This is a genomic window from Planktotalea sp., from assembly GCF_965659345.1.
GTDB lineage: Bacteria > Pseudomonadota > Alphaproteobacteria > Rhodobacterales > Rhodobacteraceae > Planktotalea.
The window spans coordinates 1-24,004 of record NZ_CBFHVK010000014.1 but is presented as its reverse complement, the minus strand read 5'-3'; the positions used below and the strand labels follow the sequence as shown (position 1 = coordinate 24,004).

General features: G+C 54.5%; 24 protein-coding genes. 8 read left to right on the top strand and 16 right to left on the bottom strand.

The genetic code is table 11. The annotated features are described in order from the left end of the window. Positions 1–20: 20 nt before the first annotated feature. The 13 genes from dxs to ACTG3Z_RS12350 all read right to left on the bottom strand — a co-directional run bounded on the left by dxs (position 21) and on the right by ACTG3Z_RS12350 (position 12,225). Positions 21–1,940: a 1-deoxy-D-xylulose-5-phosphate synthase gene (gene dxs / locus ACTG3Z_RS12410; protein ID WP_439143379.1), complete on the bottom strand. Its 1,920-nt coding sequence runs from the start codon at positions 1,938–1,940 to the stop codon at positions 21–23. 210 nt (positions 1,941–2,150) lie between these two features. Continuing rightward, positions 2,151–2,387: an RC-LH1 core complex protein PufX gene (pufX, locus tag ACTG3Z_RS12405; RefSeq protein WP_439143378.1), complete on the bottom strand. Its 237-nt coding sequence runs from the start codon at positions 2,385–2,387 to the stop codon at positions 2,151–2,153. Between the two features lie 30 nt (positions 2,388–2,417). Continuing rightward, positions 2,418–3,344: a photosynthetic reaction center subunit M gene (gene pufM, locus ACTG3Z_RS12400; protein ID WP_439143377.1), complete on the bottom strand. Its 927-nt coding sequence runs from the start codon at positions 3,342–3,344 to the stop codon at positions 2,418–2,420. 13 nt (positions 3,345–3,357) lie between these two features. After that, positions 3,358–4,188: a photosynthetic reaction center subunit L gene (gene pufL / locus ACTG3Z_RS12395; RefSeq protein WP_375264770.1), complete on the bottom strand. Its 831-nt coding sequence runs from the start codon at positions 4,186–4,188 to the stop codon at positions 3,358–3,360. Between the two features lie 116 nt (positions 4,189–4,304). Then, complete coding sequence (gene pufA / locus ACTG3Z_RS12390) at positions 4,305–4,469, bottom strand: light-harvesting antenna LH1, alpha subunit (protein WP_072631408.1); 165 nt, start codon at positions 4,467–4,469, stop codon at positions 4,305–4,307. A gap of 12 nt (positions 4,470–4,481) precedes the next feature. Continuing rightward, a complete protein-coding gene (gene pufB, locus ACTG3Z_RS12385; RefSeq protein ID WP_439143376.1) occupies positions 4,482–4,640 on the bottom strand; it encodes a light-harvesting antenna LH1, beta subunit in 159 nt (52 codons plus the stop codon). 111 nt (positions 4,641–4,751) lie between these two features. Beyond that, a complete protein-coding gene (pufQ, locus tag ACTG3Z_RS12380; protein ID WP_439143375.1) occupies positions 4,752–4,985 on the bottom strand; it encodes a cytochrome PufQ in 234 nt (77 codons plus the stop codon). 2 nt (positions 4,986–4,987) lie between these two features. Beyond that, the gene (gene bchZ / locus ACTG3Z_RS12375; RefSeq protein ID WP_439143374.1) at positions 4,988–6,445 is read right to left on the bottom strand and encodes a chlorophyllide a reductase subunit Z; all 1,458 of its coding nucleotides are present in this window, start codon (positions 6,443–6,445) and stop codon (positions 4,988–4,990) included. Next, on the bottom strand, positions 6,445–7,971 hold the full coding sequence (gene bchY / locus ACTG3Z_RS12370; protein WP_439143461.1) for a chlorophyllide a reductase subunit Y: 1,527 nt from the start codon (positions 7,969–7,971) through the stop codon (positions 6,445–6,447). Before bchY ends, bchZ begins: the two co-directional genes overlap by 1 nt. 168 nt (positions 7,972–8,139) lie before the next feature. Then, complete coding sequence (locus ACTG3Z_RS12365) at positions 8,140–9,144, bottom strand: chlorophyllide a reductase iron protein subunit X (protein ID WP_439143460.1); 1,005 nt, start codon at positions 9,142–9,144, stop codon at positions 8,140–8,142. Beyond that, entirely contained in the window at positions 9,141–10,082 is a 942-nt protein-coding gene (gene bchC, locus ACTG3Z_RS12360; RefSeq protein ID WP_439143373.1) for a chlorophyll synthesis pathway protein BchC, read from the bottom strand. Before bchC ends, ACTG3Z_RS12365 begins: the two co-directional genes overlap by 4 nt. A 121-nt stretch (positions 10,083–10,203) precedes the next feature. Further along, on the bottom strand, positions 10,204–11,337 hold the full coding sequence (locus ACTG3Z_RS12355) for a methyltransferase (RefSeq protein ID WP_439143372.1): 1,134 nt from the start codon (positions 11,335–11,337) through the stop codon (positions 10,204–10,206). After that, the gene (locus ACTG3Z_RS12350) at positions 11,338–12,225 is read right to left on the bottom strand and encodes a polyprenyl synthetase family protein (RefSeq protein WP_439143371.1); all 888 of its coding nucleotides are present in this window, start codon (positions 12,223–12,225) and stop codon (positions 11,338–11,340) included. Between the two features lie 123 nt (positions 12,226–12,348). Between ACTG3Z_RS12350 and crtD the strand changes: the two genes are divergently transcribed. Together crtD and crtC are read left to right on the top strand one after the other, a co-directional pair. Continuing rightward, positions 12,349–13,842 carry a 1-hydroxycarotenoid 3,4-desaturase CrtD gene (crtD, locus tag ACTG3Z_RS12345; protein WP_439143370.1) on the top strand — a complete coding sequence of 498 codons (1,494 nt, stop codon included), beginning with the start codon at positions 12,349–12,351 and terminating at the stop codon, positions 13,840–13,842. Between the two features lie 32 nt (positions 13,843–13,874). Further along, complete coding sequence (gene crtC, locus ACTG3Z_RS12340) at positions 13,875–14,753, top strand: carotenoid 1,2-hydratase (protein ID WP_439143369.1); 879 nt, start codon at positions 13,875–13,877, stop codon at positions 14,751–14,753. On the opposite strand, the gene tspO is transcribed toward crtC, so the two are convergent. From tspO to ACTG3Z_RS12325, 3 genes are read right to left on the bottom strand one after another with little or no spacing between them, the layout of a single operon-like run. Beyond that, positions 14,750–15,229 carry a tryptophan-rich sensory protein TspO gene (tspO, locus tag ACTG3Z_RS12335; RefSeq protein ID WP_439143368.1) on the bottom strand — a complete coding sequence of 160 codons (480 nt, stop codon included), beginning with the start codon at positions 15,227–15,229 and terminating at the stop codon, positions 14,750–14,752. The two genes, crtC and tspO, sit on opposite strands and share 4 nt — an antisense overlap. Positions 15,230–15,250: 21 nt before the next feature. Further along, a complete protein-coding gene (gene crtB / locus ACTG3Z_RS12330; RefSeq protein ID WP_439143459.1) occupies positions 15,251–16,294 on the bottom strand; it encodes a 15-cis-phytoene synthase in 1,044 nt (347 codons plus the stop codon). A gap of 8 nt (positions 16,295–16,302) precedes the next feature. Further along, a complete protein-coding gene (locus ACTG3Z_RS12325; protein ID WP_439143367.1) occupies positions 16,303–17,853 on the bottom strand; it encodes a phytoene desaturase in 1,551 nt (516 codons plus the stop codon). A 123-nt stretch (positions 17,854–17,976) separates the two neighbouring features. Here ACTG3Z_RS12325 and crtA point away from each other — a divergent pair, with 123 nt between their 5' ends. The 6 genes from crtA (at position 17,977) to ACTG3Z_RS12295 (ending at position 23,888) form a co-directional block, all read left to right on the top strand. Beyond that, positions 17,977–18,681, top strand: a complete 705-nt coding sequence (crtA, locus tag ACTG3Z_RS12320) for a spheroidene monooxygenase (RefSeq protein ID WP_439143366.1) — start codon at positions 17,977–17,979, stop codon at positions 18,679–18,681. Beyond that, positions 18,678–19,685: a magnesium chelatase ATPase subunit I gene (gene bchI / locus ACTG3Z_RS12315; RefSeq protein ID WP_439143365.1), complete on the top strand. Its 1,008-nt coding sequence runs from the start codon at positions 18,678–18,680 to the stop codon at positions 19,683–19,685. The genes crtA and bchI overlap by 4 nt, the downstream gene beginning before the upstream one ends. 27 nt (positions 19,686–19,712) lie before the next feature. After that, on the top strand, positions 19,713–21,371 hold the full coding sequence (locus ACTG3Z_RS12310; protein WP_439143364.1) for a magnesium chelatase subunit D: 1,659 nt from the start codon (positions 19,713–19,715) through the stop codon (positions 21,369–21,371). 3 nt (positions 21,372–21,374) lie between these two features. Beyond that, positions 21,375–22,262 (top strand): alpha/beta fold hydrolase BchO, encoded by an 888-nt coding sequence (bchO, locus tag ACTG3Z_RS12305; RefSeq protein WP_439143363.1) that lies wholly within the window; start codon positions 21,375–21,377, stop codon positions 22,260–22,262. Continuing rightward, positions 22,259–23,293, top strand: coding sequence for a uroporphyrinogen decarboxylase (hemE, locus tag ACTG3Z_RS12300; protein ID WP_439143362.1), 1,035 nt, complete (start codon positions 22,259–22,261; stop codon positions 23,291–23,293). Before bchO ends, hemE begins: the two co-directional genes overlap by 4 nt. A gap of 76 nt (positions 23,294–23,369) precedes the next feature. Continuing rightward, a complete protein-coding gene (locus ACTG3Z_RS12295; protein WP_439143361.1) occupies positions 23,370–23,888 on the top strand; it encodes a CoxG family protein in 519 nt (172 codons plus the stop codon). Positions 23,889–24,004: the final 116 nt, after the last annotated feature.

Here is a 24,004-nt window from a genome sequence, read left to right as displayed (position 1 = left end):
GTGCGTTTAGCTTCACAGCTTTAAGGCGTAGAAACACCAACACCATGAACCTCAACGCCCGAAGCTTGCAAGGCCGTCGCCGCGATATCCGTCGCGGTCAAACCCGCATCTGCATACATCGCATCAGGTGCGGCTTGGTCGATGAAGCGATCCGGCAGGGTCATCGTGCGCACGGCGACATTGCCATCAAGCAAACCTTCATTGGCCAAGTCATGCAAAACCATTGCGCCAAATCCGCCTTGGGAGCCTTGTTCGACAGTCACCAGCGCTTTGTGGTTTTTGACAAGAAGATGCAGCAAAGCCCGATCGAGCGGTTTCGCAAAACGCGCATCCGCGACAGTGGCTGTGATGCCCTGCGCTTCCATGAGATCTGCGGCTTTCAAACTCTCGCTTAAGTGCGCCCCGAAGGAGAGAATCGCCACGTCTTTGCCCTGACGCACAATACGACCTTTGCCAATTTCGAGGACTTCGCCAATCTCGGGCATCTCAACGCCCGTGCCAGAGCCACGCGGATAGCGGAACGCAATCGGCCCGCTGTCATGCGCGGCGGCGGTGGCGACCATATGCACGAGTTCAGCCTCATCAGAAGCGGCCATCACCGTCATGTTGGGCAGTGCAGAAAGATAGCCAATATCGAACGCACCAGCGTGTGTCGGACCATCGGCACCAACAAGGCCAGCACGGTCAATCGCAAAGCGTACAGGCAGGTTTTGCAGCGCCACATCGTGGACGATCTGATCATATCCACGTTGCAGGAACGACGAATAAATCGCGCAGAAGGGTTTCAGCCCCCCTGCCGCCATTCCAGCCGCAAACGTCACGCCATGTTGCTCTGCGATCCCCACATCGAACATACGTTTAGGAAATTGCTTGGCAAAGATATCCATGCCCGTGCCTGAGGGCATCGCAGCGGTGATTCCAACGATGTTTGAATCCGTCTCAGCCAGCTTGCTAAGGGCTGTTCCAAACACGCTCGTGTAGCTTGGCGCGTTAGGGCGCGACTTGGCTTGAACACCCGTCACGACATCAAACTTGGCAACGCCGTGATACTTGTCTGCAGATAGCTCTGCGGGGGCGTACCCTTTGCCCTTTACGGTGCAGCAATGGATCAGAACAGGGCCTGTCGAGCGCGTGCGCGCAGCGCGCAACACGGACAAAAGCTGTTCCATATTATGCCCGTCCACAGGGCCAACGTATTGAAAACCCAAGTCTTCGAACATTGTACCACCCGCGTCGGTCACACCTGTCACCAACTGCCTAGCCCGGCGTGCATGTTCGCGCAAAGGACCGGGCAGTGCGTATTCAAATCCTTCGGCCATGGTCTGCAATTCACCCAAAGGAGATGCATAAAGGCCGGAAAGATACTTCGACATAGCACCCACAGGGGGTGCGATGCTCATCTCGTTGTCATTGAGAATAACAAACATGCGGCGCCCTTCGGCACCTGCATTGTTGAGCGCTTCATAGGCCATGCCAGCACTGATGGAACCATCACCGATAATGGCGACAGCGTCACCCGTCGGCAGCCCCATATCGCGCGCAACGGTGAACCCTAAAGCCGCAGAAATAGAGGTAGACGAATGCGCAGCGCCAAAGGGGTCAAACTCGGATTCAGCGCGTTTGGTGAAGCCGGAAATCCCACCTTCCTGGCGCAAAGTGCTCATCCTTGAGCGACGCCCCGTCAGAACCTTATGCGGATAGCATTGGTGCCCAACATCCCAGATCAATTTGTCGCGCGGCGTGTCAAAGACAGCGTGCAAAGCGACGGTCAATTCGACCACGCCAAGCGATGATCCAAGGTGTCCACCCGTGGTGGATACAGCCTCGACGACTTCGCTTCGGACCTCATCTGCAAGCGTGGCCAGCTCTGAATTACTGAGACCCTTCATATCAGAGGGGACATGAATACGATCTAAAATGGGGGTATTCGGACGCGACATATTTGAGCCCTTTCTCGACGATTTGTATTTCTCGACGTTTGTGGCTAGTCTGCTGGCTCGGGGACAGATGTTGGAAACAGGTTTCAACATCTGCCTCCCGTAGCCAACAGGATGTGTCAGGACGTCGAGATCCCAACGTTCCCGCATGTTTGAAGGGACCCAAACATGCGGAACTTGGACGATTGGGCCTAAGCTACAGGCCCAATCGAATTACGTAAGTTGAATGACCACAGGATCAGCCAACATGTGTGAAAACGGAGTAGGATCTTCCGTCTCACGAGATTCTTCTGGTAGCAACAAACCGATGCCTTGCAGCGCCGCGATGCTTGCCCAAAGAACAAGGCAGAACACCATCGCGTAGCCTGCACCCTTGAGCATCAAGAACGTAACATCCGCAGTTAGGCGCGACGTGTTCCCAGTTCCTAGATAGTCGTGATTATCACTCATGATAAAACTCCTCTCATTTCTCTCAGCCGCTTAGTCGAGCGGCGCATATCCGTGCTCTTGAGCCCAGATGAACCAGTTGTCGACAACCGTACCCGTGAGCAAAATTCCGATACCGCCAGTCAGCGTTGTCAGAACCGCAAACCACCAAGCCCAGCGGTGAATGCCTTCCATCGTAGCGTTGAAGCCCATGGTCCAGCGCCAGAACAATGCTGCGCGCTCGGATGCCGTACCGCGATCAACGATTTGTTCGATCTCACGCTCACCACCGTAACGGGATACCGCTAGGATCGTCGCGCCGTGCATCGCAAAGAGCAGTGCAGAGCCATAAAGGAACGCGATTGAGAGTGCGTGGAACGGGTTGTAGAACAAGTTGCCATAGCTCAGCGAGAACAAGTTCGTCCAATCAAGGTGTGAGAACACGCCATATGGCACAGCCTCGGCCCATGATCCCATAAGGATCGGACGGAACAGACCCAAGACCAACACCAGCCAGATCGCAGACGCAAAGGCCCATGAAACGTGCTTGCCCAGTCCCAGTTCTTCTGCACGAAGGTACGTGCGGATCCACCAGCTACATAGCGAGATGGTAAAGAAGAAGCCGGCAATCAAGAACCAACCCCCTTCGGCCAAAGGCGCCATGCCCAACCCGTATTCCTCAGCAGGAGGATCAAGGGACAGCCAGAACAAGTCGCGCATAAAGATGCCCGGTGAATATTCAGCCTGCGCCCAGAAGTTCATCCCGATGATCACAAACCAGATCAAACCAGTCGCGATAGAAACGACACCGAAAGGTCCCAAGTGGATCGGCCCAAGTTGAGCGTTACCGAACAAACCAGCAAGTTTAGAAAATGCTGTGCCCTTTGAGCGCTCTCTGGAGATGGTCCCGTCGGGGTCCACGCCCATTTCAGGCGGTCCTTGAACCTGAACCTGTGTGAAGATGTTTTGATATTCAATCATTGTTCATACCCTCCTACAGGTCAGCCCACCAAGGCAGTTCAGCATACCAATCCCACCAAGCGCTCCAGCTATCGAACCAGATCGTTCCAGAGATCACGATACAAATGGCGCTCCAGACGACTGCGTTGAGTGCAAGGAAAAGGCCAAGACGGTGAATACCCAAGGGTCCAATCGAATAACCGACAAGGTCGCGGAAATACGTGTCTTCGTGGTCTGGCGTTGCAATCGGATTGCCTTTGCCTGTGTTGACCGCTGACAGAACCAGTGAGCCATGAAGCGCAAGGGCAAAGCACGTCGTAAAGAAGAACGTGATCGCGACCATATGCGCCGGGTTATAGTGGAAGTTGCCATATGCGTAGCCGACGTTGTTCACCCAATCGAGGTGGCTAAAGATGCCATATGGGAAACCGTGTCCCCAAGCACCCAAAAGCACAGGGCGAATGATAACCAGCGTAACATAAGCCAGAATAGCGACGCCAAAGGCAAACGGAACATGCAGTCCCATTCCAAGCTTTCGCGCAATTTCAACTTCACGCATCATCCAGCTCAAGAACGCGAATGTCGCGCAAACTGTGATGACTTGCCAAAGTCCGCCCTCTTCAAGCGGTGCAATTCCTAGTCCTACCTCAAGTGCAGGTGGATCAATAGAGATCAGCCAAGGGTTCCAAGTGTCGCCAAGCGCGGCACCGTAAAAAATTAGGATTGTTCCGAGTGCGGCGAAAAAGAATGTCGTGACGCCGAAAAAGCCGACATAAAATGGGCCTACCCAGAAGTCGAACAGATCCCCGCCAACCAAAGTCCCGCCTCGGACTCTATATTTTCTTTCGAAGCTGAGCTGTGCCATCTTCTATCTCCTTCTTAAGCCGGCGCCCGTTCGATGCTAGCAAAGACAAATGAATTTTCGTTGGTTGCGGTGGGCGGCTCAAAAAGTGCCGCCCACTGCGATTTTCTTATGCTGAGTTACTCGCTAGCTTCAGCCGCGAACGCGCGGTTGAACCAGTTTGTCTCTTCATTGCTGAGCAGAACGAGGTGAATCATTACTGCGAGCAAGAAGAGGAACACACCCTGCGCTACGAAAACGCGGCGTGGGTCAAAAATCAGCCAGACTTTGTAAAACTGTGCCATTTTTTGTGCTCCTTAGCCCCAGGCGAACCAAGGCAGTTTGATGTACGTCAGCACGTGAGCGACGACGGCTACGACCGTAAAGATCATAAACCCGCTCATGTAGACTGAGTGCAGCTCTTGCGCTTGCTCGTCTGTCAGACCTGTGAAACTCAGGTCACTATTATCAGCCATGTTTTTCTCCTGAAAATATGTACTGACGCCGCGCTGCCCCCGCGGCTGGGTTTGAACAGAAGCTCTTCCTCTGTCCTGAAATTCACTGCCCCTTGCGAAGCAGCGAAACTGTTAACCCCAGAAAATCCGAGGCGTAATGGAATGCGCTTCGCTCCACGCTTTGCGAAGCGGGCCTTGCTCGGGAAGAGCAACGTTGCGCACTGTAGAGAAGGCCCAGATGAGCGTGCAGATCGGCAATGCCGCAAGCAGGATCAGGCTGAAATAGACCTTGTACTCTGTGCTTGTCGCGCTGGCAGATTTACCATCTTGCGCGGACCATGAAGCGTCATTTGTAAAATCGGTCATAGTTAGGCTCCTCCAGAAGCTGGTTGAAGGTCTTCCACGATCTCAAGGAAAACCCGTTCTGCGCCACTTTCGAGAGCACGCTTTTCAGCAGCGTCCCGCAGCGTTTTTGCAGCAGAAATTCTTGTTAGGATGGGATGGTTAGCGACGATCTCATCCAAACGTCGTTGCGCGTCCGCGTCCCAAGGGAAATCACGTCGCAGTTGTGTCGGTGTTGCGGGCGTTTCGTCCATTTCCGTGCCCAGCGGCAGAATATGAAACAAAGCGTCAAACAGGCTGTTGCAGACTTCCTGCACCAAGTAAGTCGCCCCCGCGTAGCCCATGAAAGGCGTACCCGTAGCACGACGGATCGCAGCACCAGGGAAAGACGCAGGAATGAAGGATGGTGCAGGCCCAAAGCCTGATTTCATCTCCGCAAGGTACATCTTTTCATTGATGGACCCCATCACGATCAACGGACGTTTCTGATGCATCATCGCACGTACTTCGTCGTTGTTCGTCTTCTTGCCGCGCAAGCGCGCCACAGCGAACGCACAGGGCAGACCCAAATCATCTTCAAGAAACTTACGGACGCCACGCGTGTAGGTTTCATTGGCAACAATCGCGAAGGACGCCGTTGCAAAGAAATCCTGCGTAACAGAACGCCACAAATCCCAAACAGGTTTGATGGTTGAATGCTTTTCCTGCTCGATGAACGGTTCTGGATCAAGGTCAAGATGCTCACCCAAAGTGCGCAAGAATTTCGTTGTTGAATCAATGCCAACAGGGGCTTGCAAGTACGGCTTACCAAGCACTTCGCACAGTCCACGCCCAAACTCGCGATACATGCAGATGTTCACATCCGCATTCACCAAGCCACGCATCTCTGCCACATGCGCACCAAGCGGCATGACCATGTTGATCTCTGCGCCAATGCCTTCAACAAGACGTCGGATTTCCGCCAGATCAGAGGGCATGTTAAAAGTGCCATACATAGGCCCAAGGATATTCACCCGAGGCTTCGCACCTTCTTCGCGTTTCTTTTCAGGAGGCATACGACCTTTGGTCATGCCAAATTCCGTGAAAATCCACGTCATCGCGCGATCTGCGGCTTCCCATTGATCTTCATCAATCGTGCGCGGCAAAAAGCGTTGGATATTCGTGCCTTGCGGTGTCACGCCACCGCCGATCATCTCAGCGATCGAGCCTGTGACGACAACCGCAGGAAGCGCAGGATCAAGCACGCCCCAAGCACGCTTCATAGACTCTTCCGTACCAGCACCCATCTCTTCTTCGGCGAGACCCGTCACCACAATCGGCAACTCATGGGGTGGCAAAGCGTCGGTATAGTGCAACACGGATGTGACTGGGAGGTTTTCACATCCGACGGGTCCGTCGATGACACATTGCAGGCCTTTGACAGCACAAAATGCGTAAACAGCGCCCCAGTATCCGCCTGCGCGGTCGTGATCTTGTACTAACATTAGATCATCTCCGCTGCTTTGGCGGCTTTCGCGGCGCGTTCTAGTTTCTTTTGGTTCTGTGCACGGAAATTCGGGTGCAGGTTTGGGGATTTCTCCCAAACACCTGCGGTGTCAGCATTGCCAACCCCTTCAAAGAACTCGCGCATGTTTGCCATACGATCTTTGTTGCCGATGGCCGCGTTGACGACTTGCGCCAATGAGCCCGCACCCGCAGCACCCATAAGGGGACGCGCAGAAATAAGGTTGGTGAAGTAAAGCGACGGAATACCCAGCTCTTTACCCTTTTGCACAACAGGCGTTGTACCAATGGCGAGGTCAGGCTTGATCGCTTCCATCGCGGCGCAATCATCTTCCAAAGACGCGCGGTATTTCACCTGAACGCCCCTCGCCTCAAGCCAAGCCGCATCATCTGCGGACCATGGTGTCTTGGGACAAGCGGTGCCGACATAAGGAACGTCTGCACCACTTTCGATCAGCAAACGCGCGACCAAAAGTTCGCTACCTTCATAGCCAGACAGCGTGATCGTGCCTTTGATCGGCGAAGCGGCAAGCGCGTCTTTGATCATCGGGATGAACTGATTTTGCGTCGCAGCGATTTGATCGGCTGGCAGATTGAACGCCTCGCCAATGTTCGCAAGCCAGTTGCGCGTGCCGTCAACACCAACAGGTGCAGAACCAATCACAGGACGCCCTGCCGCTTGGAATTCACGCACAGAGGCTGTGTAGAACGGATGGATCGCAGCAACAGCACCGCAATCAAGCGCTGCATAAAGCTCGCGCCATTCACGGCAGGGAACAACAGGACCAGCAGCAAGACCAAGAGGCGCAAGCATCTGACCGATGACCATTGGATCAGCCGGGAACATTTCACCCAAAAGCGACACAGTCGGGCGATCCGACTTGCCACTAGCCGGCATTGGCACTGGGCCTGCCTCGATCTCTTCACGCGCGTAGTTCAACATTGCCCCTGCAAGGACGTCTTTCGCCTCTGCATGGGTTGGAATGCCAAAACCAGGCACATCAATGCCAACGATACGCACGCCGTTGATCTCTTTCGGGAGCAAACGCAGCGGAACACCAGAGGCCGTCGGCACACAAAGGTTCGTTACAACAACTGAATCGAGCTTTTCAGGATCAGCAATGTCATGCACCGCTTCACGGATGTCCTCGAACAACTTGCCTGTGACCAAGGTTTCCGAGTTGAACGGAACGTAGCCGACAGAGCGGCGTGCACCGTAGAAATGTGACACGAACGAAAGACCGTAAACACAACAAGCAGATCCGCTTAGGATGGTCGCTGTGCGCTTCATCCGCAAACCAACGCGCAAAGATCCAAATGCAGGACACATGCTTTGTGGCTTGTCATGTGGCCCTTGCGGATAGTCTGCCGCGTATTGATCCAAGATGTCTGACTTGCCAGCAGCCCGCGCCGCCGCTTCCATCTGAGCTGTGCCAGCAGAACATCCGCCCTCAAGCGCAATCTCTTTGACCTCTTCAGGAACGTCTTTTGGAACTTCGAATGTCATTGGGGAACTGACGTCGATCATGCCCACATCAGCAGGTGCTTTCACGTCTTTATCGGCGGGCACGATTTGTACCTCGCCGTTCTCATCATATGCAACTTCATAGCCGTCACGGCCGATACCATCATTCATGACGACCCTCCAGTCAGGAGGCTTATGGGGTCTATGCGATTATGCATCGTCATACACCACTTCAAGACTGACTTTAGGCTTGGAAAACTTGCCGCGCATATCTGCATCCGTCGCAGGCACCAGCTCGTAGTCACCGCCTGTATCCTTGGCGTCAAACAGACCCAACAGGCCATCTTGATCCAAAGGTGCAGGGCGCACAGGCGGTGCAATCGCGACCGCATCGCCAAGCTGCGCAAACAGATCGCCCCATTGGGATTCTTTGGTACCAACAATCTGATAGTTCGCAGATTTCTTGCGCAAATCATCATCCTGCGGGATCGCCGCAAGCACAGGAATATCAACCGCTTCCGCGAAAGCTTGTGCCTCGCCTGAGCCATCGTCTTTGTTAATCACAAGACCCGCAACACCGACGTTGCCGCCAAGCTTGCGGAAATATTCCACAGCGGAGCACACGTTGTTCGCCACATAGAGTGACTGCAAATCGTTTGACGCAACAAGGATTACCTTCTGCGCCATATCGCGTGCGATGGGCAGGCCGAAACCGCCGCAAACCACGTCGCCAAGGAAATCTAGAAGGACATAGTCAAAGTCCCAATCGTGGAAACCAAGCTTTTCGAGCAGCTCGAAACCATGGATAATACCACGGCCACCGCAACCACGACCAACCTCTGGTCCGCCAAGCTCCATCGCGAAAACACCGCCGCGCTTGAAGCAAACATCACCGATCTTGACCTCTTCACCAGCGACTTTCTTAGCGCCTGAGGTCTCAATAATCGTCGGGCAAGCTTTGCCACCGAACAAAAGGGATGTCGTGTCAGACTTAGGGTCACAACCAATAAGCAAAACGCGTTTGCCTTGCTCGGCCATCATATGGCTCAGGTTCGCGAGCGTGAAGGATTTGCCAATGCCGCCTTTCCCGTAGATCGCGATGATCTGGGTTTTGCTTGTTGGCTCGCCTTGCGGCACTTCCAAAGACGGCTCTGCCGCCGCTTCGTCACGTAGGCGTTGGTCAAAATCTTTTAGATTTGGCACTTCGTCTTTCACGTCGCGTCCCTCCAATTCAACATCATTTTCAGGCACTCAGGATCACTGAAAGCCTGTTCATATGCAGCTGGCGCATCGGCTGAATGCGCGCTGTGCGTAATAAGACCACCAAGGCTCAGCGCGCCGCTTTCGACCAACGCACGTGTGGCAATCAAATCATCCCTGTTCCACTCAGCGGCGACCCTGAACCGTGCTTCCTTCATGAAAGCAGGCGGGAATGCGAAACTGATGGCATCTGTGTAAAATCCGGCGAGAACAATCTCTCCGCCGCGTGCGATCCGTCCGATCAGATCACCGAGCACTGCGGTGGAGCCAGACGCATCGTAGATAGATTTGTAGTTGCGGCGGTTATCATCCTCAGGGGCGATAACGTCATACCCAACAGCGCCAGTACGCCGCTTCGGGTCAATTTCCCAAACCGTGGGCGCAGGCGCACCAGCGGCAATCGTAAGGCGCGCGAGCAAGCGGCCAAGAACGCCGTGACCGACAATCAGATCAGGAACTGCTTTGCCCTGCCCCGCCATCGCATGACGCGCAGTAGCAGCCAAAGCAAGCAAAGCACCTTCAGCGCCAAAGCCTGCATCAATCTTTGTTACGCGATCCTCTGCGCTGACCAGCGTGCGCGCAGCACCCCCAAACAAGCCAAAGGCGCCCTCATAGCAATTCGCGCCCGGCACAAATACCGTGTCGCCCGCTTGATACATGCTGCCTTTAGGCGCGTGCACAACTTCGCCGCAGGCTTCGTAGCCGGGGACCAATGGGAAACCCATGCCAGGGAAAGGAGGCATATCGCCAGACCAGAATAATTTTTCGGTACCTGTGGAAATGCCAGAGTGATTCACATTGATGACCAAGTCGCCCTCAACAGGCGTTGAAATCGGCAACACATCGAGCGCCAAATCCTTAGGGCCTTTAAGCAAAACAGCTGTTGTTTCCACGTTGACCCTCCTCAGTGATCTTGTCGGTGCTGGCCTTGAAAGACTCAGCTGCGACATTACTTCTCATGTGTAACGTAAAACTGACACACGTATGTGTCAACTATAACTGACACTTAATCTGTCAGTTATTCTTTCGCGCGTGCAAACAACCCGTCACAAACGGGCGCATTGGCTTGGGCGTTGCAACAACTTCAAATCCAGCAGCTTCGCAAAGCGCGGATATCTCAGCCGCTGAACGCGCCTTGCCCGTTTGCATCGCCAACGTATACAGCGCGAAATAGGCATCCCCCGCACGTTCAGGGCGCTCACCGCCGGACATAGGTTCTGAAATAATCAACCGCCCACCAGCGGGCAAAGCGTCGTAACACTTCGTTAACAACTGGCGCACTGTGTCGTCGCTGTGATCATAAAGAACGCGAATAAGGCTGATCGCATCTGTGCCAGTGGGAATCACATCTGTCTTGAAGGAGCCTGTTTCGAATCGCGCACGCGCACTCATGCCTGCGGCGTCGAACCGCGCAGCAGAGCTGGGCGCGACTTCGGGCAGATCAAAGACCACCAGTTCAAGATCAGAATACTTCCGACCAACCGCCTCAAGGAACGCGCCAGAACCCCCACCCACATCGCGCAATGCTTTGATGCCGGAAAAATCAATCGAGCGCAGCGTATCTTGCGCCACCAACTCTTGGCTCTGTGCCATCAGATCGGAATAAGTCGCCGCTACGTCAGGCTCCATTCCGCCGCCAAAGACATAGGGCCAGAAGGAGGCAAGCTCTGTCTCTGTCTCCCCGCGAAAGAACGCAACGGGATCAGCTAGATCGCGATACAGAATATCGTGATGCTTGATCATCGCACCAAGGCCCGGAACACCCACAAGCGCTGCGCCCCTTTGCGTCAGCGCATACCGCCCCCCACGCTTCTTCTTGATCAGATTGATCGCCGCACTTGCGCGCAGCAAGATCACCATCCGCTCTTCGGGAACACGGCAAACATGCGCCAGTTGCGTCGCTGTCATTGGCTCTTCAAGCAAACGGCGCGGAATATCAAACTGCACCAGCGCCATCAAAACCTGCGAGTAACAAAAGCCCGCGAGCAAATCAAACAGCGCTTCACCCTCACGACGCACAATACCGCGCGTCAGTGGAAAACCTGCGGCCCATGTCTGAAACTTACGTGAAGAAATCAAGCGTGCGAAAAAACCGCCCTTTGGCTTGCTCGCCAATGCGCTTGGCATATCCATGCGCGCATCGGTCATTTATTCACCAGGAATTTTGCTGGCTTGGCTTGCGCGCCATTTGAGCGGCGTCAGCACCTCGGCCTGCATGTTCACCAGCTTGGCCAAACCCGCCTCACCCGGACATTTCGGGATAGACGCAATCGCGCCGCTTAGTATGTCTTTCATCCGATCAATCGCGCCATAAACGCCCAGCTCGGTCACAGCATTAGGGCGTCCGTGCAGATCATCCTGACCCACAGGTTTGCCTAAAGCTTCCTCATCATAAAGCGCATCACGCAAATCATCCGCAACTTGGAAAGCTTCGCCAATGCGTGCGCCCAGCTCTTCCCACTGCTCACCCTCTTGCCCAGCAGCGATTGCGCCCATTTGCGTCGCTGCAATGAACAAGGCACCGGTTTTGGAACGGTGATAAGCGGCAAGATCAATCTCGTTTTCGCTTTCCCAACCCTGTCCAGCACAAATGCCATTCGGCATACCCGTGCGCTCGGCCAGTACCTTCATCAATCCAATCGCGCGCATCGGATCAAGGCCCGCGACTTCGGTCAAAACTGAAAACGCCATGACGATCAAACTATCGCCTGTGAGCACCGCGAGCGGCTCACTGAATTCAATATGCGTCGTCGCCTTGCCCCTCCGCGTGTCCGCATCATCAAAGCACGGCAAGTCATCATGAACGAGCGATGCGCAGTGGATCAGCTCCAGCGCGACAGCCGCAGCATCAGCAATTTTCGGCGCGTCATCACCACAAGCGGATGCAACGCTCAACAAAATGCTGGGTCGAATACGCGCACCACCTGGACTGACAGAATAATGAAGCGCCCGCGCAAGTTTGTCTGGAGACGGTGCCGCTTGTCCCGCTTCAATTGCACGTGACATGGCAGCTTCTATGCGCTTGGAAAAATCCATCCAACTCTCCTTTGACAGCTCGTTCAGGCAGGGCTGTATTTTCTTGATGACGTCTAATATGTAAACTAAACTGGACACATTCGAACCGCCTGTCAACCAAAGCATGGGAAAGGAGCCTGATTAATGACCACCACTGCTCCGCATGTTGCGATCATTGGCACAGGGATTGGCGGGCTTGCCGCAGCTCTACGTTTGTCGCACGGCGGTTGTCGCGTCACCGTTCTGGAACGCCATGCCGGACCCGGCGGTAAAATGCGCACATTGCCAACACAAGCAGGTCCGGTGGACGCAGGCCCCACTGTTTTGACTATGAAACCTGTGTTTGAAGAGCTTTTCGCCGATGTTGGACTAAAATTAAACGATCACATCACACTGCAGACCGAGGATATTCTCGCTCGGCATTTTTGGCGCGACGGTACTGTCCTAGACCTTATGCGTGATCCTGCGCAAAGCTTTGATAATATTACGGCGGTTTTCGGCTCCGCTGCCGCACAAGAGTTTAACGCGTTCTGCGCGCAAACTAAAATACTCTACGACGCTTTTGATGGCCCGATGATTCGCAGCTCAGCGCCTTCTCTTTCCGAGTTGGCTATGACAGTGATCAAATCGCCCAAACTTCTGCGAGCAATGAAACCGCTCAGCACGCTCGCGAGCAGTCTAAACACCAGCTTTGGCGAGCCGCGCCTTGCACAACTCTTTGCGCGCTACGCCACATATGTTGGCGGTTTGCCAGCGCAATCCCCGTCTCTTCTGAGCCTCATCTGGCAAGCTGAAAGCCAAGGGGTCTGGCACGTCAAAGGCGGCATGCATCAACTCGCGCAAAGCATTGAAGCCGCCGCGCGCGGCTTTGGGGCAGAATTCATCTACAACGCTCATGTCACACGCATCGAAACCCAAGATGGGCGCGCTTGCGCGGTTCAAACAAATGACGCGCGACATACTGTTGATGCTGTGTTGTTCAATGGCGACCCAAATGCACTACACCAAGGCATGCTTGGCCCTGCGTCCGAGAATACCATCGAAAAAAGCGCAACCGCGCCGCGCAGCCTATCCGCAAATGTAATGTCCTTTGCAGCAATCCCAGAGGGCGTCGCGCTGGCAGCGCACAACGTTTTCTTCGCGCAAGACCCGAAAGCCGAATACGCACCGCTGGCCAAAAGCCAACAACAAACGGATCCAACGCTCTACATCTGTGCGCAAGATCGCTTTGGCGGCGTTGAACCAACTGGCCCCGAGCGCTTCGAAATCATCCTGAACAGCCCACCCACAAAGACCTATCAACAAACCGCCCCAAGCGAGAAAGAAACAGAGCAATGTCAGACCTTGATCCTTCAGCAGCTCAGCCACTTCGGCCTCAGTTTTTCGCCAAGACCCGCCGCGACAACGCTCACGATGACGCAAGATTTCGCCAAGTTGTTTCCAGCGAGTCACGGCTCGCTTTACGGGCGTTCCCCACATGGGATGATGGCGGCCTTCAAACGCCCGACGGCGCGCAGCAAGGTGAGCGGTCTCTACCTCGCGGGGGGAGGAGCACATCCGGGCGCGGGGGTGCCGATGGCAACCCTCTCCGGCCAGCACGCGGCAGAGGCGATCTTGAGCGACCTAATTTCAACATAGACGTTCCCGCGGGCGGATATGCTTGGTGGTATGTGGACGGCGTAAGCGACGATGGCACGCGCGCCGTGTCTGTTATTGGCTTCATTGGCTCGGTGTTTTCACCTTGGTACGCGTGGTCAGGGCGCGGTGATCCAAGCAATAATTGCTGCATCAACGTGGCAACCTACGGCAAAGGTGGGCGCTTCGCGATGACAGATCGCGGCAACAGCGCGTTGCGCCAAAGCGAAGATTGCTTGCAAGTTGGTCCATCCTCGATGCGTTGGGACAACGGTGAATTGATCATCGACATCAATGAGATTTCGTCCCTCCCCCTCATTTCACGCATGCGTGGCCAGATCCGGCTTCAGCCCTCTGGTGTCACCTCAGTCGAAATGCCCCTAACCCCTGATGGCGCGCATGTGTGGCGCCCCTTCGCCCCAACCGCACGCATATCCGTGGAGCTGGAAGCAAAGGGATGGCAATTCGACGGGCATGGCTATTTTGATAGCAACTTCGGCACACGTTCCTTGGAAGAAGACTTCTCCACATGGACATGGGCCCGCTATCCTACAGCGAATGGCGCGACCTGCTTTTATGATGCGAACCGGCGCGATGGCACTGTTCTGGATGCTGCAATTAACTTTGATGAGGATGGCACTGCGCGCGCTGTCTCTGGCCCCCCGAAGACTTCGTTCAAGCGCACGCTTTGGGCCTTGAAACGCGACACCCGCGCAGACGCAGGAACCACGCCGAAACAGGTGAAAGCTATGCTCGATGCGCCGTTTTATTCACGCTCAGTTGTGCAAACCGCCATCGACGGTGAACGCGTCGAAGGCGTGCATGAAACGCTTGATTTGAACCGATATAGCTCAAATCTGATCAAACCGATGCTGGCAGTACGCGTCCCGCGACGTAAAAACTGGACGTTCTAGAGCTTGGACAGGTCCAGCGTTTCTACATCTGGGTTCAAATTCGCAACGGAGTAGTTCAACATCGCAGCAACGCTGACCCATGCAAGGTATGGGACCATTGCTATGCCTGCCCAGAAATCAATCTGCCAGTGGGTGATGAAGCACCCAAGAACGGAGAGCCATAGAAACGCCATCACGATCAGCGCGCCCTTAAGGCGTCGCAGACCAAAGAACATCGGTGTCCAAAGGGTGTTGAACGCAATTTGAGCGGCCCAAAACGCCATGGCAAAATGACTGCCCTCCATCACCGCGACACGCGCCGCTGCGAAAGAAATCAAAACATAGATCGTGGTCCACATAACTGGGAAAATCCAGTTTGGCGGTGTCCAGGAAGGTTTATTGAGACTGACATACCACGCACCCGGTGGAAACAAACCACCCGTTGCACCAGCGCCAAAACATGTTCCAAGAAAAAGTGCGAAAAGAATATATTCCATCGCCACATCATAGGTCAGCGCTTACTCCGCCGCCACCCCGATTGTGGCATTGGCGTTGACTTCGCGTGCTTTGAGTTCCGACAGCACTGACAAAAGCGCACCTGTGCGCCCTGTTCCCCATGCATCCGCGTGTGGTGAATTCGTCGCAACCGCATCGACCAAAAAGCGCACTTCATCCAAAGGCGACGCAAACAAAACCGGCGACTTCGGCAAAACCACACTCGCGGCAGTGCGCACAGCGGACACGCTGATCAGACCCAGTTTATGCGCCGCAGTCGTGCGCGCGCGATGATTGATTGAATCGTGCCCTTTGCGGGTCACTTGGGTGCCAATCGCAGAGTAGATGAAACGCGCCGCAAAAATTCCTGTGCGCGCATTCAGCGGTAAAGACCCAATACCCGTTTCAGAGCGAATATAAAGCCGGCGCGCTTCCGCCAAAAGTCGTTTGACCATGCGACGGACTTCAGCAGACGCCTTTGGGTCGGCCATGAATTCGCAAGGATCCATGCCCGCGTCTTCGAGCCAATCAAGTGGCAGGTAAATCCGCCCTGCCCGCGCATCTTCCCCGACATCGCGCGCAATATTGGTAAGCTGCATCGCAACGCCCAAATCACATGCGCGCGCCAAAGCATCCGCATCGCGCACGCGCATCAAAACACACATCATCGCGCCAACCGCAGAGGCCACACGCGCAGAGTATCTGCGTACATCCGATAAGGAATGATAACGCTGCTCCATCGCGTCCCAAGCAAGCCCTTCAAGCAAAGCTTCAGGCAAAGCTCGCGGCATATCAAATTCTTCGCAAACCGCAGCAAACGCGCGGTCTTCAGGTGCATTGCGTGGAGTCCCTGAATAAACCAGATCAAGCCGTTCTTGCAGATCAAGCACAGCTGCACCTTTGTTGCTGCCCTCATCCACTTCGTCATCCGCCAAACGGCAAAATGCATAAAGTGCCAGCGCCGGATCACGCACAGAATTTGGCAAAAGTTTCGATGCCGCGTGGAACGACAACGACCCTGTGCGAATAACTTCGCGACAATGCTCTAAATCATCAGGGCGGATCACAGAACTGCTCATTCCGCAGCCAATCTTGTATCGAGTGGCGCGCTCGTTTGTGTTATGCTCGGCACCATCTTTCCAAGCACCTCAGAACTTGACACAACTCCCGGCAGCCCTGCCCCCGGATGCGTCCCGGCCCCAACAAGGAAGAGACCTTTCGCCTCTTCGCTCACATTGTGCGGACGAAACCAGGCGCTTTGCAAAATGCGCGGCTCAAGCGAGAAACCAGAGCCATGCGGGCTCAAATATCTATCTCGGAACGTCTCGGGCGTGAAAACAGTTTCTGTTGTAATATGATCCTGAAAACCAGGGATCAGCTTTTCAACTTCAGCAGCAACCTTGGCGCGGTACACAGGCTCTTCTTTTTGCCAATCCACAGTATTGTCCCAATTCAAATGCGGCACAGGTGAGAGCACATAAAACGTATCATCACCTTCGGGCGCAGCTGTCGGATCGGTGATGCAAGGACGGTGTATATAAAGGCTCATGTCGTCAGAAAGCTTCCCGCGCATGAAGATGTCTTTCAACAAACCTTTAAAACGTGGACCGTTTACAATTGTGTGATGCCCCACATCAGTCCATTTATCAGCGGTGCCCTTGGTGCCAAAATACCAAACATATAGCCCCATAGACCAACGCTTGCGCGCCATCTTTTTCGGGGTCCAGCGACGCTTTTTATGATTGCGCAAAAGATGCGAATAGGTGTGACCCGCATCTGCGTTGCTGACAATCAAAGGCGCTGCCAATTCACTGCCATCTTCAAGACGCACAGCTTTTGCCGCGCCGTCTTGGATCAAAATCTCATCTACTGTGACGTTCTGCTTAATCACACCACCTTGCGTGCGAACAACATCGGCCATCGCATCCGCAATCGCCTGCACACCCCCCATTGCGTAATGCACGCCATAGGTTTTCTCCAGGTGCGCCACCAAAGCGTAAATGGATGTCACATGGGTCGGATCACCACCGATAAAGAGCGGATGAAACGAAAGCCCCATGCGCAACCGCTCATCCTTCACACGTGACGCCGCCAACCCATAGATAGAGCGATCAGCCCGCAAACGCGCGAATGTTGGCAGAACTTTAATAGTCTCCCAAGCGCAGTGCATCGGTTTGGCAACCATGCCCTCGAACCCAACCACATAACGTGCATGGGAATCCTTCAGAAACTTCTGAAACCCTTTTACATCCTTGGGGCTAAGTTTCGCAACTTCTGCCAACATCTTTTCGTCGTCAGAACTTGCACTAAAAGTCGAACCATCCGGCCAGCGCACTTCATAGAACGGTTCCAAAGGACGTAGATCCACGTCATTGTGAAAGTTGCGCCCACATTCCGCCCAAAGACGCTCAAACACATCAGGCACAGTAACAATGGTCGGACCTAGATCAAAACGGTGGCCGTCTTGCTCAATCGAAGAGCCGCGCCCGCCCGTGCGATCAAGACGATCCAATACAGTGACAGCATATCCTTTTGCACCAAGACGCATGGCTGCAGAAAGCCCCCCGAGGCCAGCACCAATAACAATAGCGCGGTTGTCGGTTCCGGTTTGTGAAAGCTGTGTCATGATCACCCCAAGCAGCGACTGTCTAGTCTAGTTTACATTATTAGCGCGATGGAGCTTCACAAAGCAAGGGATATGTGTCAGTCTAAGTTTACACATAAGGGAATCCACAGGGAACGCATGACGATGTCGCAGGTTGTCAGTTTCAGTCTCTTCCGCTTTGGCTCTTTGCGTGCGCGCATCTGGGCTTTTGTAATGATGGGACTCGCTCGCCGTCACATGAGCAAGATCGATGGTATCGATTTCTGGAAGCTGTGCGGCTCTGGCTCTGGCGAAGGCTTTACACCGCTTCCCAACACCTCTGTGTATGCAATACTTGCAACCTGGCCAGATGAAGCAACCGCGCGCCGCGCTATCGACAACGACCCTCTTTTTCAGCGCTACAAAAACACGGCGAGCGAACATTGGAGCATGTTCATGAGCACCGACACGGTGCGTGGCGAATGGTCTGGTCAAACTCCGTTTATCCCAACACAGCATAACAAAACAGGACCTTTGGTTGCGCTCACACGCGCCACAATCAAGCCAAGCATCGCTGCGCGTTTCTGGCGGCGTGTGCCCAACATCTCAAACGTGATTGGCAAAGACCCAAACGTCATTTTCAAAATTGGTGTCGGTGAAATTCCGCTGCTCCACCAAGTGACCTTCTCAATCTGGCGGGACGCCGCGCAGATGGCAAATTTTGCGCGCACGGGACCCCATGCAGAAGCGATCACAGCAGTACGCAACGAAGGATGGTTTAATGAAGAGCTCTATGCGCGCTTCACCCTCCTTTCAGATATTGGAACATGGGGTGGTACGTCGCCCTTAGCAAAAGTGAATACGATATGAAGCATCCATTCCCCTTCTCGGCCATCGTTGGCCAAGACGATATGAAACAAGCGATGATTCTCACAGCGATTGACCCCTCAATTGGTGGTATTCTGGTGTTCGGGGATCGTGGCACAGGCAAATCAACCGCCGTGCGCGGACTTGCTGGCCTCTTGCCAAGCATCACCGCCATCAAAGCCTGCCCTGTAAACAGCGCGCGTCTTGAAGACTGCCCTGAATGGGCAAATGTTGACGACGATACAAAGCATGAAATCGCAACACCCGTTGTCGATCTTCCGCTTGGCGCATCAGAGGATCGTGTCACCGGTGCGCTTGATATCGAACGCGCCCTGACACGCGGTGAAAAAGCGTTTCAGCCGGGCCTTTTCGCGCAGGCGAACCGTGGTTACCTCTATATCGACGAAGTGAACCTGCTTGAGGATCACATCGTTGACCTGTTGCTCGATGTTGCGCAATCAGGTGAGAACGTGGTGGAGCGCGAAGGGCTTTCCATCCGTCACGCCGCACGTTTCGTGCTTGTGGGCTCCGGCAACCCCGAAGAAGGCGAACTGCGTCCCCAACTGTTAGATCGCTTTGGTCTGTCGGTTGATGTGGCCTCTCCCAACAACATTGATGAGCGCGTTGAAGTAATCAAACGTCGCGATGCTTATGAAAACAACCACTCCGCATTTATGCTGCGCTGGCAGGCCGAAGACGCCGCGTTGCGCGATCGCATCGTCTCTGCACGCGCGACCTTGAAAGACCTCAAAACACCCGACAGCGCCCTGCGCGATGTGGCGGAGCTATGTCTCAACCTTGGTGCAGATGGTCTGCGGGGGGAACTTACCTTACTCAAAGCGGCGCGCGCATACGCAGCATTCCGCGATGATACGCATCTTGCGACCTCGCACATTCGCGCAACGGCTGCACTTGCACTGCGCCACCGCCTGCGCCGCGATCCCCTTGATGATGCAGGGTCTAGCACACGGGTCGAACGCATTGTGCAAGACACGCTTGGCGTTTGAATTATCTGTGATTGTGAGACCTCATAAATGACCCCTTGGGACCGCGCGACGCTGGCACTCACATTGCTGGCCATTGACCCGAAAGGGTTCGCAGGTTTGATCTTGCGTGCACGAGTCTCGCCCGTGCGCGATGCCTTTATGCAAATCGCGAAACAGGTTCCCATGCCGCACGTAAAACTGCACCCAAGCATGACGGCGCAAGTGCTGGATGGTGAGATTGACCTCTCTTCCACTTTGGAAAACAACACATTGGTGATGCAAAAAGGTCTGCTTGATCGCACACCCTCATTGTTCACACTTCCGATGGCCGAACGCGTTGATCCCTATCTTAGCGCACGGCTTAGCCAAACGCTGGATGCTGGCGAAGGGCATGCGTTTCTTGCTCTGGATGAAGGCGTTGACGAGGATGAAGCAATTCCCGCATCGCTCGCGGATCGAGCGGCATTCTGGATTTCACTAGACGGCTTGTCGCTCGCAGATTTCAGCGCGTTTGAGTTGCCGCAAAATCTTGCTGCACTGGCAAAAGAGGCGCGTAAGGTCGATATCCCAGATGATATTCCCGAACAGCTGGTCGCATTGGCCGTCAGTCTTGGCATAAGCAGCTTACGCGCACCGACGCTGGCGCTCCGCGCGGCACAGACCCATGCAGCGCTTCAAAATCGCTCCATGATCAATGCCGATGACATGACGCTCGCTGTTGATCTGGTCTACGCACACCGCGCCACGCGCATGCCCGAGATGACGGAAGATGAGCCAGATCAGCCGCAAGACGCTCAACAACCCGAAAGCCAGCCAAACGAAGAAGAGTCCCTGACCATACCAGAGGACCTTTTGCTCGACGCCGTCAAAGCAGCGCTGCCAAGTGATCTGCTGGAAAAGCTTGCGAGTGGTACGAAAAACAAACCCAACAAAGGCACCGGAACAGGCGCAAAACAAACAGGCAACCGCCGTGGCCGCCCACTGCCCGCGCGCGCGGGTTCCAGAAGCAACGCTGCGCGCGTTGATTTGATCGCGACTTTGCGCGCAGCGATTCCCTATCAAACCATCCGCAAACGGGCGCACCCCGAACGTTTAGGACCTATTATTCGCCCAAGCGATTTGCGGCATAAACGCTATCAAAGCATGTCAGACCGTCTGCTTATCTTTGCTGTTGATGCCTCTGGTTCTGCTGCATTGGCGCGTTTGGCCGAAGCCAAGGGCGCCGTAGAAATGTTGCTTGGCGAAGCCTATGCGCGGCGCGATCATGTGGCGCTGATCTCTTTTCGTGGACTGGACGCAGAAATTCTGTTGCCGCCAACCCGTTCACTTGTGCAAACCAAACGACGGCTTGCCGCTCTTCCTGGTGGTGGTGGGACACCGCTCGCGTCTGGTCTGTCTGCCGCGATGAGCATGGCGCAAACAGCCGCACAAAAGGGAATGAGCGCAACGATTGTTCTGCTCACAGATGGACGCGCCAATGTCGCGCTTGATGGGCAAGCCAACCGCAAACAAGCTGGTGAGGACGCAGAAAAACTCGCGCGTGAGATTTCCATGCTTGGGCTCGAAACGCTGGTCATTGATACAACCGTCCGCCCAGAACGTGCGCTTAAAGCGCTGGCCGATAAAATGCACGGCACCTACATTGCAATGCCCCGCGCGGATGCCAAAGGCGTGTCTGCAGCCGTCACCGCATCACTTTCGAGCTAAGCGATGGAGTGGGCGAGCAACAAAGCAACTTGGCCGCATTCTGAGCATTCTCGGTTTGTATTGAGCAAACCTCACAAGTGGCACCTCCAAGAGATGGGCCAAGGACCGCTCTTGCTTTTGATTCACGGTGCAGGCGGAGCGACCCATAGCTGGCAGCACATGATGCCGATACTCGCAGATCGATACCGCGTCATTGCGATCGATCTGCCCGGTCAAGGCTTTACCAAACTCGGCGCGCAGCAGCGATGTGGTCTCGATTCGATGGCGGAAGACATTATCGCACTCTGCAATGCGGAGAAATTACGCCCTGATGCAATCATTGGTCATTCGGCGGGCGCTGCGATTGCATTGCGCATGGCTGAACTCTTGGCCCCGACGCCCCCCCAGATCATCGGTATCAATGCAGCGCTCGAACCGTTCGCCGGAGTTGCTGGCGTCCTTTTCCCGATCCTTGCAAAGACAATCGCCGCTGTGCCGCTTGTTTCGGATTTCTTCAGCGCAACCACGTCGATGGGAACAGGCGTGGAGCGTATACTAAAAGGGACAGGGTCAAACCTGCAGCCCTCAGACATCAGCTATTACAAACGCCTTGTCGCAAGCCGAAGCCATGTCAACGCAACCTTGCAAATGATGGCTCAATGGAAACTTGATGCTCTGATCGATGGCCTGCCTGACAATCAAGCGCAAACCTACCTTATTGCGGCGGATAACGATCTTGCCGTCCCGCCCTCAACCTCGCAAAAAGCTGTCGCCAAAATGCCTCACGCGCGCGGGCATGTGCTTTCAGGTTTGGGCCATTTGGCTCATGAAGAAAACGCAGGTCTCGTCGCTGACTTAATACTAGAAGCGCTCGCGCCTTCGCATCTCGAAAACCAAGGAATATCTCTATGACTTCTCAGAAAACCATCCTGCGCTCACTCAGCGGTGAAACATTGCCAACACCTCCTATCTGGATGATGCGTCAAGCAGGACGGTATTTGCCAGAGTACCGCGCTACGCGGTCTCAAGCGGGCGATTTCCTTTCGCTTTGCTACAATTCTGAACTGGCCACAGAAGTCACACTGCAGCCGATCCGTCGGTATGGGTTCGATGCATCGATCTTGTTCGCTGACATCCTCTTGGTCCCGCAAGCCTTGGGCGCTGATTTGCGCTTTGAAACTGGTGAAGGGCCACGTTTGTCTACGATCACGTCGCAAGCAGAACTCGATGCTTTGAAACCAGTGGATGAAATTCACGACCACCTCGACCCGATCTATCAAACCGTGAACACACTCTCTAAATCGCTTCCTGATGAGACAACACTCATCGGTTTCGCGGGTGCCCCTTGGACCGTTGCAACCTATATGATCGGTGGCAAAGGCACGCCTGATCAAGCTCCGGCGCATGCATTGAAAGCTGAAAACAAAGCAGTGTTTGAAGGCGTGCTCGATCGCATCACAGAAGCGACCATCCTTTATCTCAACAAGCAGATCGAAGCGGGCGCAGAAGTTGTCAAATTGTTCGACAGCTGGGCAGGTTCACTCAAAGGCGATGACTTTGATAACTACTCCCTAACCCCCATGCGCAAAATTATTGATGGCGTGCGCGCATCACATCCAAATACCCCCATCATCGCCTTCCCGCGCGGTGCGGGTGAGCGCTACATCGGCGCGCACAAAGCAACGGGTGCAGATTGTATCGCATTCGACGACGCCGTCAGCGCGGAATGGGTTGCCGAAAATGTGCAACCTGATGGATGCGTTCAGGGCAACCTTGCCTCTAGTCACATGGTCACAGGCGGCGACGCGTTGGTGTCTGAAACTCGCCGCATCGTTGATGCGCTCTCGAACGGTCCACACATCTTCAATCTTGGTCATGGTATCACACCTGATGCTGACCCTGAAAACGTGCAACTGATGATCGATACCGTGCGCGGCGCGTAAACCGATTGCAAATTTGGGGCTGGCAGTGTTGGATTACGCCAACATACCTGCCACGCCCCAAGATCGGACCTAGCCCATGAACCTGAGCGATTCAAAAACCATCAACGCAGATCCAGCTACCGTTTACGCTGCCTTGTTAGACCGTGACGTACTCGCCTCTTGTGTGCCGGGATGCAAAGAAATGACTGGCTCTGCGACGGAAGGATTTGAAGCGACAGTTGTGCAAAAAGTCGGCCCCGTAAAAGCTACCTTCAAAGGCGCTGTCGAGCTGAGCGAGATGGTCGAAAACGAAAGCCTTACGCTAACAGGGGCCGGTAAGGGTGGCGCAGCTGGCTTTGCAAAAGGCGGCGCAAACGTTCGTCTTGAAGCGGATGGCGAGCAAACAATCCTGCACTACGAAGTCGAAGCAAAAGTCGGCGGCAAACTTGCCCAACTTGGTTCACGCATCGTGGATGGCTTTGCCAAGAAAATGGCGGATCAGTTCTTTACAGCGTTTCAAGACGCTGTTGGCGCACCTGAAGATGGTGAAGAAGAAGCAACCGTTGATGAAGATGCACCCAAGAAGGGCTGGTTTCGAAAGCTTCGCGGAGCGTAAGCCAAAAGCGCTGCACTATCGAATTTTTGAGCCATTAAGTAGGCTTTGTTGCACAAATCGGGCACTGTAGGATTCACTGTGTGAATCCAGCGTGATAGCTCGCGGACATGAGCAGT